The organism is Nocardioides sp. GXQ0305 (assembly GCF_050880345.1).
Taxonomy (GTDB): Bacteria; Actinomycetota; Actinomycetes; order Propionibacteriales; family Nocardioidaceae; genus Nocardioides.
Genome location: NZ_JBNYXG010000007.1, coordinates 88,575 through 104,303, shown reverse-complemented (window position 1 = coordinate 104,303; position 15,729 = coordinate 88,575). Strand labels below are relative to the sequence as shown.

General features: G+C 74.1%; 14 protein-coding genes. 5 read left to right on the top strand and 9 right to left on the bottom strand.

Annotated features, from left to right (window positions below; all coding sequences use genetic code 11):
- Positions 1-63 precede the first annotated feature (63 nt).
- Positions 64-864, top strand: coding sequence for a hypothetical protein (locus tag ACQ1X7_RS17225; protein ID WP_432479459.1), 801 nt, complete (start codon positions 64-66; stop codon positions 862-864).
- Positions 865-880: 16 nt separating this feature from the next.
- On the opposite strand, the gene ACQ1X7_RS17220 is transcribed toward ACQ1X7_RS17225, so the two are convergent.
- The 5 genes from ACQ1X7_RS17220 to ACQ1X7_RS17200 form a co-directional block, all read right to left on the bottom strand.
- Positions 881-1,042, bottom strand: a complete 162-nt coding sequence (locus ACQ1X7_RS17220; protein ID WP_432479458.1) for a hypothetical protein — start codon at positions 1,040-1,042, stop codon at positions 881-883.
- Positions 1,043-1,200: 158 nt separating this feature from the next.
- Positions 1,201-1,365 carry a hypothetical protein gene (locus ACQ1X7_RS17215; protein WP_432479457.1) on the bottom strand — a complete coding sequence of 55 codons (165 nt, stop codon included), beginning with the start codon at positions 1,363-1,365 and terminating at the stop codon, positions 1,201-1,203.
- 97 nt (positions 1,366-1,462) lie between these two features.
- Complete coding sequence (locus ACQ1X7_RS17210) at positions 1,463-1,792, bottom strand: WhiB family transcriptional regulator (protein WP_432479456.1); 330 nt, start codon at positions 1,790-1,792, stop codon at positions 1,463-1,465.
- 111 nt (positions 1,793-1,903) lie between these two features.
- Positions 1,904-2,131 carry a hypothetical protein gene (locus ACQ1X7_RS17205; RefSeq protein WP_432479455.1) on the bottom strand — a complete coding sequence of 76 codons (228 nt, stop codon included), beginning with the start codon at positions 2,129-2,131 and terminating at the stop codon, positions 1,904-1,906.
- Between the two features lie 187 nt (positions 2,132-2,318).
- On the bottom strand, positions 2,319-4,355 hold the full coding sequence (locus ACQ1X7_RS17200; RefSeq protein WP_432479454.1) for a UvrD-helicase domain-containing protein: 2,037 nt from the start codon (positions 4,353-4,355) through the stop codon (positions 2,319-2,321).
- A 78-nt stretch (positions 4,356-4,433) separates the two neighbouring features.
- Between ACQ1X7_RS17200 and ACQ1X7_RS17195 the strand changes: the two genes are divergently transcribed.
- Positions 4,434-4,679 carry a mycoredoxin gene (locus tag ACQ1X7_RS17195; protein WP_432479453.1) on the top strand — a complete coding sequence of 82 codons (246 nt, stop codon included), beginning with the start codon at positions 4,434-4,436 and terminating at the stop codon, positions 4,677-4,679.
- 22 nt (positions 4,680-4,701) lie between these two features.
- Here ACQ1X7_RS17195 and nudC read toward each other — a convergent pair whose 3' ends face one another.
- Positions 4,702-5,604, bottom strand: coding sequence for an NAD(+) diphosphatase (nudC, locus tag ACQ1X7_RS17190; RefSeq protein ID WP_432479452.1), 903 nt, complete (start codon positions 5,602-5,604; stop codon positions 4,702-4,704).
- Between the two features lie 43 nt (positions 5,605-5,647).
- On the opposite strand from nudC, the gene deoD reads away from it, so the two are divergent.
- Positions 5,648-6,343, top strand: coding sequence for a purine-nucleoside phosphorylase (deoD, locus tag ACQ1X7_RS17185; RefSeq protein ID WP_432479451.1), 696 nt, complete (start codon positions 5,648-5,650; stop codon positions 6,341-6,343).
- Here deoD and ACQ1X7_RS17180 read toward each other — a convergent pair.
- A complete protein-coding gene (locus ACQ1X7_RS17180) occupies positions 6,321-9,509 on the bottom strand; it encodes an ATP-dependent DNA helicase (RefSeq protein WP_432479450.1) in 3,189 nt (1,062 codons plus the stop codon). The two genes, deoD and ACQ1X7_RS17180, sit on opposite strands and share 23 nt — an antisense overlap.
- Entirely contained in the window at positions 9,506-12,760 is a 3,255-nt protein-coding gene (locus ACQ1X7_RS17175) for an ATP-dependent helicase (RefSeq protein ID WP_432479449.1), read from the bottom strand. Before ACQ1X7_RS17175 ends, ACQ1X7_RS17180 begins: the two co-directional genes overlap by 4 nt.
- Before the next feature lie 49 nt (positions 12,761-12,809).
- On the opposite strand from ACQ1X7_RS17175, the gene ACQ1X7_RS17170 reads away from it, so the two are divergent.
- Together ACQ1X7_RS17170 and ACQ1X7_RS17165 are read left to right on the top strand one after the other, a co-directional pair.
- A complete protein-coding gene (locus tag ACQ1X7_RS17170) occupies positions 12,810-13,973 on the top strand; it encodes a CaiB/BaiF CoA transferase family protein (protein WP_432479448.1) in 1,164 nt (387 codons plus the stop codon).
- A gap of 18 nt (positions 13,974-13,991) precedes the next feature.
- A complete protein-coding gene (locus tag ACQ1X7_RS17165; protein ID WP_432479447.1) occupies positions 13,992-14,525 on the top strand; it encodes a TIGR03086 family metal-binding protein in 534 nt (177 codons plus the stop codon).
- 103 nt (positions 14,526-14,628) lie between these two features.
- Here the strand turns inward: ACQ1X7_RS17165 and ACQ1X7_RS17160 are convergent, their stop codons facing one another.
- Entirely contained in the window at positions 14,629-15,723 is a 1,095-nt protein-coding gene (locus tag ACQ1X7_RS17160; RefSeq protein ID WP_432479446.1) for a ring-opening amidohydrolase, read from the bottom strand.
- Between the last annotated feature and the right edge of the window lie 6 nt (positions 15,724-15,729).

Genomic DNA, 15,729 nt, shown 5'->3' with positions numbered 1-15,729 from the left:
CGGCACGTCCGGGCCTGTGGAGAGCGACCGCGACCCCGCGCACTGCTGTGCGAGGGTGCCGGCATGCCCCACCACGCCCGCGGACCCACGCTGCGGCTGCGCCACGGCCTGCGGGTGACCCGTCGCAGCGACGGCCAGCTCCAGGTCGGCCTGCACCCCGATGACCGCGCGGTCCTCCCCGACGCCGACGACGTACGCGGCCTCCTGCGCGACCTCACCCACGGAGTCAGCGCCGATCAGGTGACGGCCCGGGTGGCACCCGTCCTCGACCTGCTCCGCAGCCGCGGACTGGTGGTCGGGCTCGACGAGGCCTCAGGCCCGGCCGAGCGGCGAGCAGGGACGAGGGTCGGCGTGGTGGCGAACGACCCGGCGCGTGCCACGGTCGTCCGGTTGCTCGCCCTGGCCGACCTGCAGGTCGCGGGGCGGGGCGCGGCCCCCGCCGTGATGCTCCACGTCACCACCGGCGCCGAGCCGCGCCGTGAGGTCCTCGACCAGTGGGTCCGCGACGACCTGCCCCACCTGACGCTCACCTCGCTGGCCGGCCGGACCCGGCTCGGACCCTTCGTCGTGCCCGGACGTACGGCGTGCCTGCGCTGCGTCGACGAGCACGCCACCGACCGCGACCCGCGGCACCCGCTGGTCCTGGAGCAGCACCACGCGGTCGACCCCGGCGACCCGGTCCGCCCGGAGGACCTGCAGCTCGCGCTCGCGTGGGCCGTGCGCGACCTCGCCTGCTGGGCCGACGGCCGGCACCCGGTGACCTGGTCGGCGACCGTCGAGGTCGGAGCGGGCGATCCCGGCGTCCACGCCTGGCGGCGTCACCCCCGGTGCGGCTGCGCGTGGGGCGACCTGCTGGCCGGGTGAGCGACCGGCGGCTCGGTCACCACCACTCGCTGTCGAGCTTGCCCTCCATCGCCCGCAGGTTCGCGCGCGAGCACTCCTCGCAGAACGTGCGCGGGCGGCCGTTCTCGACGGCGAACGTCCAGGTGAGGGTGTTGGCCTCGTCTGGCTCGTGCCGGCCGCAGAAGTCGCACGTGGTCACGCGGTCACCCTACGACGGATCGCGGACGCGGCCCCGGACGTGACAAGAGCCGGACACGGTGTCGGAGGTCTCCCTCGACGCCGTGCCCGGCTCCTGCATCTCTCACCCAGCGATCAGGGTGTGGAGGTGGCCCGGGTTCCCCCGTGGCCGCCCGTCCCTCAGATCGCACGAGCGAGGGCGAGGCGTGCCTGCCGTGCGGCCTTCTCGGCCTTGCGGCTCACGCGACGGGCCCGGGCCACGTGGGCGGCCCGTCGCATCTGCTGCGCCTCTCCCAGGCGCGCGGACATCTGTGCCCGCGCCAGGTCCTCGTTCAAGAGGTTCATGAGCTTTCTCCGGTTCTGTGTGGTCATGGTGTGGTGGTTACCCCTGTGGGTGGTGGTCGGTCGGTGCCGGCCTCGGTCGGGTGGTGCTGCGCTGTCCCTACGCGGCGTCCTTGCGCGGACGGCCTCGCGGCCGCTTGCGCGGGATGACGACGCCCTGCAGGAAAAGCTCGCCGCCCCAGACGCCCCACGGCTCACGCCGCTGTCGGGCACCGGTGAGGCACAGGTCCCGTACGGGGCAGTCGGTGCAGAGCGCCTTGGCGAACTCCACGTCCTGCGGGGACTCGGCGAACCACAGCTCCGGGTCGTTGACCCGGCACGGCAGCTGCTCCTCGTCCACCTCGCTGGCGGTGTCGTGCAACCCGCCGAGCCCGTTGTCCGATGTGGCACCGGTCCTGCCATCAGTGCGGTCGAGAACGCTGATGGTCATGTCTTGGTCACCTCCTCCTGGTTCTGATCGCTGGTGTGTGCGGAAAACAGAAAGGCCGCGGATCCCGGGTTTCGGGTCCGCGGCCTGGAGGTCGCCGGTGGCTGAGTGGTGTCAGCTGGTCGGTGGACTCCAGGCGGTGGGACCCGGGAACGGCTGGATGGCATCGCCGGTCACGACGCGCTCACGCGTCACGTAGACGGGGGCGGTGCGACCCGCAACGGTCGCCATGCCGGCGCCCGCGCCGAGGCCGGTGCCGCAGAGGGCAGCCGTCGGGGCGGAGGTGGGCATGGCGAAGCCGGACGGGAGCTGAGCCGTCATCGGGATCTGGATCTTGGTCATGCGGGCCACCTCCTTCGGCGGGTCGGGCGCAAACCTTGGCGGGGTCCTGTGCGCGGACGGGTCGGTGAGAAGAAGTTACCGGCTGGGCCGCGTAAGGAGCAAACGATTTTGTGGGTATTTCGTCAGAAATTTCCCTGATCGTCCGGATCCCGCTTGCGGGCCCCCCTCCCGCCTTCCGCGCCCGGCCTCAGGAACCACCGAGCAGGTCGAGCACCTCGGTGCCGTAGCGCTCGAGCTTGGTGCGTCCCACGCCGCTGATCGCGAGCAGCGCGGTCTCGCTGGTCGGCTTGTGCTCGGCGATCAGCTGGAGCGTGGCGTCGGTGAACACGACGTAGGCGGGGACCTCGTCGTCGCCGGCCCGGTCCCGGCGCCACTCGCGCAGTCGCTCGAAGAGCTCCTCGTCGTAGGACGCCGGGCAGTCGGCGCACCGGCCGAGCTTCTTCTGCGCGGCGCCGGTGAGCGGCTTGCCGCACTCGCGGCAGTGGACCGCGCGGCGCCGGGCCACGGTGGTGGCGCGAGCCTCCTCGGCCGGCAGCATCGGGGTCAGGAACGGCGAGGGCCGTCGCCCCGGCCGGCCGCCCGGGTTGCGGGCGAGCGCCCACGAGATCTCGAGGTGCGAGCGTGCCCGGGTCATGCCGACGTAGAGGAGCCTCCGCTCCTCCTCGACCTCGTCCGCGGTGTCGGCGTGGCTGAACGGCAGCGTGCCGTCCTGGGCCCCGGTGACGAACACCGCGTCCCACTCCAGACCCTTGGCGGCGTGGAGGGTGGCGAGGGTGACCCCGTCGGCGACCGGGGCGTGCTGCTCGGCCGCGCGGCGGTCGAGCTCGTCGACGAACGCCCCGAGGTCGCTCGTTGCTGCCGCGGCCGCGAACTCGACGGCCTGGTCGACCAGCGCCTGCCAGGACTCCCAGCGGTCGCGGACCTGGCCCCGGGTCGCGGGTGGCTCGACGCTCCAGCCGAGCCCGGAGAGGGTCGCCCGCACGACCTCCAGCAGGTCCCCCGTCGCCTGCCCGCCACGCGCCGTACCGCGCAGCAGGGTGACGGCCTGGCGCACCTCGGGCCGGTCGAAGAACCGGGCAGCACCGCGGACGACGTAGGGGATGCCGTGCTCGGCGAGCGCCTCCTCGTGGTGCTCGGACTGCGCGTTGATGCGGAACAGCACGGCCATCTCGGACCACGGCGTGCCGGCTGCGCCCAGCCGACGGCAGGCGTCGGCCACCGCCCCCGCCTCGGCGACCTCGTCGCGGTGGGAGCGGAACGTCACCTCGGCACCGGCCGGCCGCTGGGCCCGCAACGCCACCCCTTCGCTGGCGGTGCCCTGCAGCAGCTGGTTGGCGCGCGCGACGACCTGCGGCGTCGAGCGGTAGTTGCGGACCAGCTCGACGGACGTGGTGCCCGGGAACTTCTGCGGGAAGTCGCGCAGGTAGTCGGCGCGGGCCCCGGCGAACGAGTAGATGGTCTGGGCGGGGTCGCCGACGACGCAGAGCTCGTCGCGGCCGCCGAGCCACAGGTCGAGCAGCGCCGACTGGAGGGGTGAGACGTCCTGGAACTCGTCGACGACGAAGCGCTTGTACTGGGCGCGGACCTGGGCGGCGACCCGCTCGTCGTCGGCCAGCAGCCCCGCGGTGAACAGCAGCACGTCCTCCATGTCCATCCGGCCCTGGCTCCGCTTGCCGTCCTCGTAGGCGGAGAAGACCTGGGCGACCGCCTCGGGCTCGTGGCCGGCCACCTGCCGGCCCCGGCGGGGTGCCACCCGCGCGTAGTCGTCGGGGTGGACGTTGCTCACCTTGGCCCACTCGACCTCGGAGGCCAGGTCGCGGAGCAGCGCCTGGTCGGCAGCGATCCGGCAGCGGCGGGCGGCGGCGGCGACCAGCCCCAGCTTGGACTCGGTCAGGGTGGGGAGCTCGGTGCCGTGGACGTGGGGCCAGAAGAAGCGCAGCTGTCGCAGCGCCGCCGAGTGGAAGGTGCGGGCCTGCACGCCCGGGGCTCCCAGGCGCCGCAGCCGGGCCCGCATCTCGCCTGCGGCCCGGGTCGTGAACGTGACGGCGAGGACCTCGGTGGGCTGGTAGATCCCGGTGGCCACGCCGTGGGCGATCCGGTGGGTGATCGCCCGGGTCTTGCCGGTGCCCGCACCGGCCAGCACCCGCACGGGACCACGCAGCGCCTCGGCCACCTGCCGCTGCTCGGGGTCGAGCGCGGCCAGCAGGTCGTCGGCTGGGGCCATCTCGGGAACATCTCCGCGGTCTCAGGGGTTGTCGATGCGACGGACACAACCCTAGACGCGACCGAGGACACCCCCCAGATGACTTCGTTCACGATGTACACCACGCCCTGGTGCGGCTACTGCGTGCGCCTGAAGGGCCAGCTGGACCGCGAGGGGATCCCCTTCGACATCGTCGACATCGAGCAGCAGCCGGAGGCAGCCGACATCGTCGAAGCGGCCAACCAGGGCAACCAGACGGTGCCGACGCTGGTCTTCCCGGACGGCAGCAGCCAGACCAACCCGTCGGTGGCCCAGGTCAAGGAAAAGCTGGCCGCGCTGGCCTGAGAGGGCGGGCACGCGGGTCCGGTCAGGCGTCGCCCGGGAGCGGGCCGCCGTACCAGTCGGCGAGCAGCGAGGAGCTGATCGAGACCCCGCGGGGCACGGCCATGTCCCCCGCCGCCACGGCCGCGCCGAACTCGTCACGCGAGAACCAGCGGGCGGCCTCGATCTCGGCACCGTCGACGTCGATCTCGCGGGTCTCGGCGTGGGCCACGAACCCCAGCATCAGGCTCGCGGGCAGCGGCCACGGCTGGTTCCCGAAGTAGGTCACCTCCCCCACCCGGATCCCGACCTCCTCACCCACCTCGCGACGGACGGCGTCCTCCAGGGTCTCCCCCGGCTCGCAGAACCCGGCGAGCGTCGACCACCGGTCAGGAGGCCAGCGGGGTTGCCGACCCAGCAGGATGTCGTCGCCGTGGCGCACGGCCATGATCACCGCGGGGTCGCTCCGCGGGAACTGCGGCTTGTCGCAGCGCAGGCAGCGCAGCTCGTGACCGGCGGCGCGCGACTCCAGCGGCCCGGCGCACCGCGGGCAGAACCGGGTGGCGAAGTGCCACTCCGCGAGCCCGATCGCATGGAAGAGGAGGGGCGCGAGGTCCGGTCGGCCGGGGAGCGCCGGCAGCAGCGCCCGGAGGGGCAGCCACTCCTCGGGGGCGCCGGAGGCCTCGGCCGGGGCCACCAGCACCGCGAAGTACGTCGCGCCGTCCTCCTCGCCGAGCAGCACCCGGGTCCCGTCGGGGACGGCCTCGGGTGCCAGCCACGGGACCTCGCCGTCGACCACGCGCAGCCGGGTGCCGGCCACGACCACGACCCGGGAGTCCGGGTCCGACCACCGGCCCTCCAGCCAGGCCTCGTCGGTGCGTTGGTTCCCGAGGCGGTTGTGCGCGTGTCGGGAGAGGGCGACGTGCGGGAGCAGGTCGTCGGACGTCACGCCGATGACACTACCCACGGCGTACGCCGGTAGGTTCCCGAGAGTGAGCACCCACATCGGCGCCGCTCCCGGCGAGATCGCCCCCACCGTCCTGCTGCCCGGGGACCCGCTGCGTGCCCGGTGGATCGCCGAGACCTTCCTCGACGACGCGCGCTGCTACAGCGAGGTCCGGGGCATGCTCGGCTACACCGGAACCTGGAACGGCACGCCCGTCTCGGTCCAGGGGTCCGGCATGGGCCAGCCCTCTCTGGCGATCTACGCCACCGAGCTGTTCGGTGACTACGACGTGCAGTCCGTGATCCGGGTCGGCTCCTGCGGCGCCCTCACCGAGCGGGTGGGGATCCGCGACCTGGTCATCGCCTCGGGTGCGTGCACCGACTCGGCGATGAACCGGATCGCCTTCGAGGGGCTCGACTACGCCCCCGTCGCCGACTTCCGGCTGCTCCGGGCCGCGGCCGACGCCGCACCGGAGGCCCACGTCGGGCTGATCTTCTCGGGCGACGCGTTCTACGCGGCCCGGCCCGAGCTGATGACCCGGATGGTGGAGCACGGCGTGCTCGCCGTGGAGATGGAGGCCAGCGCGCTCTACACCCTCGCCGCCCGGCACGGACGGCGTGCGTTGGCGATCTGCACGGTCTCGGACCACATCGTCACCGGCGAGGAGACGACGTCGCAGGAGCGCGAGCAGACGTTCGGCCGGATGGTCGAGGTCGCGCTCACGGCGGGGCTGGCGAGCTGAGCAGCTGCTCGAGCTCGGCCCGGTCGGGCAGGTCGGGCGGCTCGACCAGGTCGCCGGAGCGGACGTAGCAGAAGCCGGCCCGGACCTTCGCGACGGGCGTGCCGGTGAGCTCGGCCCAGGCCAGGCGGTAGAGGGCCAGCTGCAGCGGGTCGGCGTCGTGCCGCCGGCTGGTCTTCCAGTCGACGACGAGGTAGCCGCCGTCGTTCTCGGCGTAGACCGCGTCGATCCGCCCGCGCACCACCTGGCCGGCGAGCACGAGGGCGAACGGCGCCTCGATCCGGTGGGGCACCCGGTCGCCGAACGGGCCCTTCTCGAACGCCTCGGTGAGCGCCCGCAGGTCGTCGGCGTCGTCGATCCCGGCATCGGCACGACCCGGCAGGTCGTCGGGGTCGATCAGGTCCTGCTGTCCGAACCGGTTCTCGACCCAGGCGTGGAAGCGGGTGCCGAAGCGGGCCGCCGGGGCCGGTGGTCGCGGCATCGGCCGGGCCAGGTCGGCCGCGAACCCGTCAGGGTCGTCGCGCAGGCGGGCGACGGCCGTGGCGGACAGGCTCGCGGGTCGTGGTACGTCGACGGTGTCCGCGCGGGCCGCGGCCGCCTCGGCGCGCAGCCGCTCCAGCTCGTCGTCCCACTCCGCCACCGTCGCCGCGTCGACCACGTCGAGCTCGGGCTCGGGCCGGCCGGTCGCGGCCAGCACCCGTTCGACGGCGTCGATCCGGCGCAGCGCCTCGGCGGTCTGCTCGGTGACCGGCCACGGCAGCTCGCGGGGCGCGGCCTGCAGCGGGTTGGGGGCGCCCTTCTCGGGCTTGTCGTGCCACGCCAGTGGCTGCTCACCCCACGTCTCGAGCACCTGACGCACCGTCTCCTGGAACGGGGACGGGCCCAGCGGGGTCTTGCGGCCCTCGGTCCAGAGGTAGGAGGACACCAGCAGCCGGTGCCGGGCACGCGTGAACGCGACGTAGCCCAACCGCAGCTCCTCGGTCATCTCGTGGGCCTTGGACCGCTCCTTGAGGTCGTCGAGCGCGGCCTTGTCGTGGCCGAGCAGGGCGGGCAGGTCGCGCCGGTCCCCGCGCAGCGGCGTCGGCAGCAGCTCCACCCGCGTCGGCCAGAGCCCGCGGCTGCGGGTGTGGGGGAACTTCTCCTCGCAGACCCCGACCAGGAAGACGGTGTCCCACTCCAGCCCCTTGGCCCGGTGGACGGTCAGCAGCTTGACCGAGTCGGCCGTCGAGGGGGTCGCGACGTCGAGCCCCTCGCCGTCCTGCTCGGCCTCGAGCCACGCCAGCAGCGCCGGCAGGGTCACCGCCCCGTCGATCGCCTGGAACTCCGCCACCGCCTTGACGAACAGGTCGAGGTTCTCGCGGCGTGCCCGGGCGGCCTCGCTCACCGACGCGGCCAGCTCGACGTCGATGCCGCACACGTCGATGATCCGGCGGACCAGCTCGAGCAGCGGCTCGGCCGAGTGGGCGCGCAGGTGGCGCAGCTCTCCGGCCAGCAGCCCGAAACGCTCCCGCGCGGCAGCCGAGTAGGGCAGGTCGCCGGGGTCGTCGAGCGCGTCGGAGAGCGCGGTGACCTCGGTCGGGTCGGCGCCGGCGACCGCCCGCCCGAGCTCCTCGTCGACCGTGCCACCGGTCACCCGGCCCTGGCGGGCGTCGGCCAGCTCGCGCGCGCGACGTCCCAGGAGGGCCAGGTCGCGGGGCCCGATCGCCCACCGGGGACCGGTGAGCAGCGCGAGCAGCTCGCTGTTGGCGGTCAGCTCGTGGACCAGGGTCAGCATGGCCAGCACCTCGGCGACCTCGGGCAGCCGCAGCAGTCCCTTGAGGCCCACGATCTCGACCGGGACGTCGGCCGCCGTGAGGGCGTCGAAGACGTCGGCCGCATGGTCGTTGTCGCGCACCAGGACGCCGATCTCGCGCCAGCCCCGGTCGGGCGCCGCGGCGTGGGCCCCGCGGACCGCGTCGGTGAGCCAGCCGAGCTCGCCGGCGTAGGACTCGTGGACCACGGTCTGCACCTCCCCCGGCTCGTCGCCCCCGGGCTCGAGCGGCTCGACCTGGGTGAACGCGTCGTGGAGCGGGGCGGCCAGCCGGTTGGCGACCTCGAGGATCCGGACGTCGGACCGCCGGTTGACGGTGAGCGGGTGGGTCGGGACCGCTCCGCCGTCGGCGGCCGGGAAGTCGTCGCCGAAGTGCAGGATGTTGGACACCGACGCTCCTCGCCACCCGTAGATCGCCTGGTTGGGGTCGCCCACCGCGGTGACCGCGTGACCGCGGCCGGTCGCGACGTCGAGGCCCGAGAACAGCCGGCGGAGCAGCAGGGCCTGGGCGACGGAGGTGTCCTGGTACTCGTCGAGCAGCACCACTCGCGCCTTGTCCCGTTCGAGCGCTCCCACGTCGGGGTGGGCGTCGGCGAGCCGCGCGGCCAGGGCGATCTGGTCGGAGAAGTCCATCAGGCCGAGCCGGCGCTTGGTCGCCCGGTAGTCGTCGACCAGGCCGAGCGCCTCGCCCCGGCGTACGAACGCGCTGCGGACCTGCTCGGCGGTCCGGCCCGACAGCTCGGCCTCGAAGAGCAGCCGCTCGCGGGCGTCGAAGGCCCGCAGGTCGGCCGGCTCGACGAGGTGCTCGGCGAGGGCGCTGTCGAGGGCGAGCAGGTAGGCGATCACGTGGGGTGGGCTGTCGGACAGCTCGGTGACCGGCCGGGTGTGCCGGTCGATGACCCGCCCCGCGAGCTGGTAGCGGGCGGCGTCGGCGATGACCCGGGTGTCGGGCTCGTGGCCGATCCGGAGGCCGTGCTCGGTGAGGAGCGAGGCGGCGTAGGCGTTGTAGGTCTCGACGACCGGCTCGAGCACCTCCTCCCCGTCGGGACTGTCGTCGCCGACCACACCGCGCGCGAAGCCACTGGCCTCCAGCGCCGCGCGGATCCGGCTCCGGAGCTCGGCGGCCGCCTTGGTGGTGAAGGTCAGGCCCAGGACCTGGTCGGGACGCACCTGGCCGGTGACCACGAGGTAGACGACGCGGGCGGCCATGAGCGTCGTCTTCCCGGACCCGGCGCCGGCGACCACGACGGCCGGCTCGAGCGGGGCGCTGATCGCCGCCCACTGCTGGGCGCTGGCCTGCCACGACGTCCCCATCACCTGCTGGAGCTCGGCGGGGGTGCGGAGCGCGCGCGTCGTCACGAGAGCACCGTCCCGGAGGTCCAGGCCGGGCAGAACCGGTCGAAGTCGCAGTAGGTGCAGTGGTTCCCGGGACGCGCCGGGAACTGCTCGTCGCGGAGCCGCGCCACCGCCCCCATCAGCTGCCGCTCGACGGGGCGGACGCCCTCGTCGTCGGGCTGCTGCGGCGGCTGTGACTGCACCCGCATCCCGGAGCTGAGCTCCTGTCGCAGCTGCCAGAGCTCCGCACCGCCCGGGGTGTCGTGACCCGCGACCGCGCCGTGCTCGACGGCGAGCTGGTAGAGGCCGAGCTGGGGGTGAGCGGCGATCTCGTCGCGGGTGGGCGTGCCCTTGCCGGTCTTGAGGTCGACGACCACGACCCGGCCCTCGGCGTCGAGCTCGACCCGGTCGGCGTAGCCGTGCAACCGGACGCGCTGCCCGTCGGGCAGGGTCACCTCGGCCCGGATCGGCTGCTCGGTGCCGATGACCTCGCGGGCGCCGGGGGCCTGGTGGACCGCGAGGAAGCGCAGCAGGGCCGCCCGCACCTCGGCCCGTTCGGACTCCGCCGACCACGGCGTCCGGAACGGGATCTGGCCCCACACGGCGTCGACGTGGGACATCAGCCCGTCGACGACGTCGTCGAGGGTGCGGCCCTCGAGCTCGACCTCGCCCCGCCCGATCCGGTCGGCCAGGGAGTGGACGACGTTGCCGAAGCCCTGCGCCTGGGTGGCCGGCCGCTCGCCCCCGCCCTCGCGCTCGAGGAACCACTTCGCGGGACACTGCTCGACGCTGGTGAGGGTCGACGCCGAGATCACGACGGGCTCGTCGGAGGGGCGCAGCGGCTCGTCGCCCACGCTCCACGCGCGGGTGCCCCACCACGTCGCGGGGTCGGCGGACGGGACCCGGACCCGGCCCGCCCGGTGGTCGTCGGCGAGGGCCGCCAGCCGGAGCGCGGCCGCCTGCCGGAGCGACTCGGGCTGGCCGGGGTCGGCGAGGGTACGCCGCAGCTCGGCCACCAGGCCGGGCAGCGACAACGGGCGCCGCGGGCGCCCGGTGACGTGGCGGACGCGGTGGCCCTCGTCGTCGGGGAAGAGCTCCTCGAGGAACCGGGAGGGCTGCTCCCCCTCGTCGTCGGTCGACGCGACGGCGGTGACGACCAGCCTGCGGGTCGCCCGCGTGCAGGCGACGTAGAACAGGCGGCGCTCGTCGGCCAGCAGCTCGCGCGCGGTGGTCGGCGGCACCAGCCCGCTCACGCCGATCCGGTCGGCCCGCAGCAGGGTGGCGCGCCGCCGCAGGTCGGGCCAGGTGTCCTCCTGGACGTGGGCCACCACGACCAGCCCCCACTCCAGGCCCTTGGACCGGTGGGCGGTCAGCAGTCGTACGGCGTCGTCGCGGACGCCCGCCTCGGCCAGCGTGTCGGCCGGGATCTGCTGGGCGCGCAGCGTGTCGAGGAACGCCCCGGCCGAGGTGTGCTCTCGCTGGTCCTCGGCGCGACCCGCGGCGTCGAACAGCGCGCACACGGCGTCGAGGTCACGGTGGGCGAGCCGGGCGCCCAGCCCTCCGCGCTCGGTGGCCACCCGGAGCCGCTCGGGCCAGCTGGTCCCGGACCACAGCTCCCACAGCACCTGCTCGACGCTGGCACCGCCGTCGAGGAGCGCCCGCGCCCGGGCGAGCAGCGTGGCCAGCGCGAGGGCCTTGCGCTCCCCCGTCCCCAGGTCCGGCTCGGCGGCGAGGACCGTCGGGTCGAGGACGGCCTCGCGGACCAGCTCGGGCGATGGCCGGGGCGTCCTTCCGTCTGCCCCCGCCCGCTCGCGCTCGCGCACCCGGAGGGTGCGCGCCACGGCGCGGACGTCGGCGGCGTCCATCCCCGCGAGCGGGGTGGCAAGCAGGTCGGTCACCCGCTGGGCGTCGACCAGGACAGGAAGGTCGGGGTCGGCCGCGTCGTCGGCCCCGCCGTCGACGACCACGGAGAGCGCGGCGAGCAACGGCTGGACGGCCGGCTCCTGGACCAGCGGCGTGTCGTCGGAGGCCACGTCGACCGGGACGCCGGCGGCGACCAGCGCGCGTCGCAGTCCGGGGATCGACTGCCGGCCGGACCGCACCAGCACGGCCATGTCGGACCAGGCCACGCCGTCCTCGAGGTGGGCGCGACGCAGCAGGTCGGCGAGGTGCTCGGCCTCGGCCCGGTCGGTGTCGAAGGTCAGCAGCTCGACCGCGCCAGGGTCGTCGCACGCGGTGTCGGGACGGAGGAACCGCTCGAGCGCGGCCTCGGGCACCGCGCCCGGCAGCGGCAGCCGTGCGGCGACGTGGCGGGACGCGCGGAGCAGCCGCGACCCGAAGCGGCGCGTCGTGCCGAGCGCGATGGTCTCGGCGGGCGACCCGTCGACCCGGCGGAACCGCTCGGGGAACTCGAGGATGCCGCGCACCTCGGCCCCGCGGAACGCGTAGATCGCCTGGTGGGGGTCGCCGACGACGGTGAGGTCGCGACCGTCGCCGGCGATCGCGCGCAGCAGCGCGACCTGGGCCGGGTCGGTGTCCTGGTACTCGTCGACGAAGACGTGGCGCAGCTGACGGCGCAGGGAGTCGCGCACCGCCTGGTCGGGGTCCTGGAGCATCCGGACGGCGGTGGCGATGAGGCTGGCGTAGTCGAGGAAGTTCTGGTTGCCGGAGACGACGTCGTACTGCTCCATGAAGGCGGCCGCCGCGACGAACTCGGGGACCTGCTCGGCCTCCCCGAAGCGGCGCAGTGCCTCGAAGCCCAGTCCCTTCTCCTGGGCGCGGGCCAGCACCTGGGCCACCTCGCCGGCGAAGCCGCGGGTGCCGACGGCTCCGCGCACCGTGTCGGGCCACCGGATCGACTCGGCCTCGCGGGTCAGGATCTGCTGGAGCACGACGTCCTGCTCGGGCGCGGACAGCAGCCGCAGCGGCTCGTCGTAGAGCTCGGGCGGCGACCACTGGCGGATCAGCCCGTAGGCGAAGGAGTGGAACGTCGAGCACATCGCCGTAGAGACGGTGCGCCCCACCCGCGCCACCACCCGGTCGCGGAGCTGCTCGGCGGCCTTGCGGGAGAAGGTGAGGGCCAGCACCGACGACGGGTCGGCGCCCGCCTCGATCCGCTGGGCGATCGCCTCGACCAGGGTGGTGGTCTTGCCGGTGCCGGGGCCGGCCAGCACCAGCAGCGGGCCACCCGGGTGGTCGACGACGGCCTGCTGGTGGGGATCGAGCACCGGCGGTGCGGTCGCCGCGCGCGCGGTCACCAGCCGGTAGGTCGTCACGGGGTCCACCTCATCATGGCCCTCCGACATCGGGGGCTACCGTGCCCCCATGAACGCCGGACCCCTCGCCGACCTGCTCGTCCTCGACCTGACCCGCGCGCTGGCCGGCCCGCACGCGGCGATGATGCTGGCCGACCAGGGCGCCCGGGTGATCAAGGTGGAGTCGCCCTCCGGGGACGACTCGCGCGGCTGGGGGCCGCCGTTCGTCGGGCCCGAGGACGCCCGCGAGTCGACGTACTTCATGTCGGCCAACCGCAACAAGGAGTCGCTGGTCCTCGACCTCAAGACCGACGCCGACCGCGACGTCCTGGCCCGGCTGGTCGAGCGGGCCGACGTGCTGATGGAGAACTTCCGGCCCGGCGTCATGGAGCGGCTCGGCTTCGGGGAGGGACGGCTGCGTGAGCTCAACCCGCGGCTGGTGGTCCTCTCGATCACCGGCTTCGGGCACGACGGCCCCGAGGCCACCCGGGCCGGCTACGACCAGATCGCGCAGGGTGAGGGCGGCCTGATGTCGCTGACGGGCAGTGACCACCCCACGAAGGTCGGGGTGCCGATCGCCGACCTCTGCGCCGGCATGTACGGCGCGTTCGGCGTGATGGCCGCGCTGCACGAGCGGGAGCGGACCGGCCGCGGCCGGTTCGTCCGCACCTCGCTGCTCGCCGGGATGGTCGGCGTCCACGCCTTCCAGGGCACCCGGTGGACGGTCGGCGGAGAGGTGCCCCGGCTGGCCGGAGACCACCACCCGTCGATCGCGCCGTACGGCCTCTTCGCCACCGCCACCGCACCCGTGCAGATCGCCTGCGGCTCCGAGGGGCTGTGGCGGGCGATGTGCGGCGCCTTCGGCTGGGACGCCGAGGACCAGAGGTTCGCGACCAACCGCGACCGGGTGGCCCACCGCGACGCGCTGGTCGACCTGATCGAGTCGCACTTCGCCGAGGCGCCCGCCGAGCACTGGCTGGGCCGGCTGTCCGAGGCCGGCGTACCGGCGGGGAAGGTGCGGTCGCTCGACGACGTCTACGGGTGGGAGCAGACCCGCTCGCAGGGGCTGCTCGTGGACGTCGACCATGCGACCGCCGGGACGGTCTCGCTGCCCGGGTCTCCGGTGCGCTACGACGACAACCTCCACTCCGGCGGCCGCGCGGCGCACCTGCCGCCGCCGACGCTGGACCAGCACGGCGCCGCGATCCGGGCCTGGCTGGACACTGACGAGTGAATGGGTAGCGTGCCGGACATGTCCGAGACGACCGACTCCGTGATCGTGCTCAACCGCGCCCTCGACCAGCTCGGCGACCTCGTCGCCGCGGTCCGCGAGGACCACCTGGGCAACCCGACCCCCTGCGCGGACTGGAACGTCCAGCAGCTCGTCACGCACGTCCTCGCCGCCCCCCACCGGTTCCTGGCGATGGCACGCGGCGAGGAGGTCGACTGGGACACCACGCCGGCGCCGCCCGAGACCGGCTGGGCCGAGGCGTTCCGCGAGGACGCCGACGACCTGATCCACCACTGGCACCAGCAGGGCGAGGACGCCGGGTCGGCCGACTGGCACACCGCCGAGTTCGCCGTCCACTCCTTCGACCTCGCCCGCGGGATCGGCCGGGCCACCGACAAGCTCGACCCTGAGCCCGCCGAGCGGGGGCTGGCGTTCATGCAGAGGTCGCTCACGCCCGACAACCGCGGCCGGGCGTTCGGTGCGGAGCAGCCGGCGCCCGAGGGTGCCGACCCCTACGAGGCCATCGCCGCGTACGCCGGCCGCCACGTCGACTGACGTCGAGTTGGGCGTGCCTCGGCGTTGAGTTGGGCCTCGCTCGCGCCGACGGGGTGAGCCGTGCCCAACTCGACCCCGAGCGAGGCCCAACTCGACGATGTGGTCAGCCGAGGTCGACGATCGCGGCCACCGGGCCGCCGCCCTCGGGGCCCTGGTGGGCGGCCGAGACGGACACGAACACCGCCGGGTCGCCGGTGACCGCGGCGGTGACCCCGCCGACGGCTGCCTTGATCTGCCGGTGCCAGTGGACGTCGGAGTCGTCGAGCATCGCGTTGCGGCGCCCCCGGACCTTGCCGTCCCCGGACGCCTCGCACTTGAGGAACAGGTTGACCAGCCGGCCGTCGAGGTCGGTGTGGTGGGGCCGTTCGGGCAGGTCGAGACCGGCGTCGCGGATCGCGGCCCACAGGCCGTCCTGGTCGAGCGCGTCCTGCATGACCGAGTGACCGATCCGGTAGCGGCCGCCGACGCCGCGGGCGTTGCCGACCACGACCACCTGGGCCCGGTCGAGCTCGACGCCGGAGGAACAGGACGCCACGGAGGAGTACAGCGACCGGTCCTTCAGCACCTGCTCGTCGGTGGGCATGTCGATCTCGCCGAGCGCGACCGCGATGCCGAGGGCGGTGCCACCGTTGGAGACGTCCATCGAGTAGAGCGTGTCCTCGGTGAAGACGGTCTCGCCGCGCCCCTTGGCGTCGGCGATGGTGCCGAGGGTCAGCAACGGCGTCTTGGTCTGGACGTAGTGGACGTCGGAGGCGTCCTCGATCCCGGCGCGCTCCATCGCGACCTTGACCGCGTCGGCGACCTTGGTCACCATGCCGGCGCGGCCGATGTCCTCGGGCAGCAGCACCTCGCTCATCGCGAAGCCCACGGTCATCCGGAGGTCGTCGGAGGGCTCGGCGTCCGTGGTGGCGAAGATGGTGGCGTGCGGGCTGATCACCCCGTCGGTGCCGCCCGACCAGACGATGGGGATCTCCTTCACCCGCTCGGCGTCCGCACCCTTCTCGACCAGGGCCTCGCGGAACGCCCGGTCGGCGATGATCCTCGTGTAGTCGTTGACCCCCCCGTTGCCCTCGGTCTTGCCGATGATCGCGACGACGCGGTCGGCCTCGAGCACGCCGTCGTCGATCAGCCTGGTCAGCTCCGAGGCGTCGGCGACGGAGTGGATCGGGACCTTGCGGACCTCGATGGCGCTGGGCATGGGCGG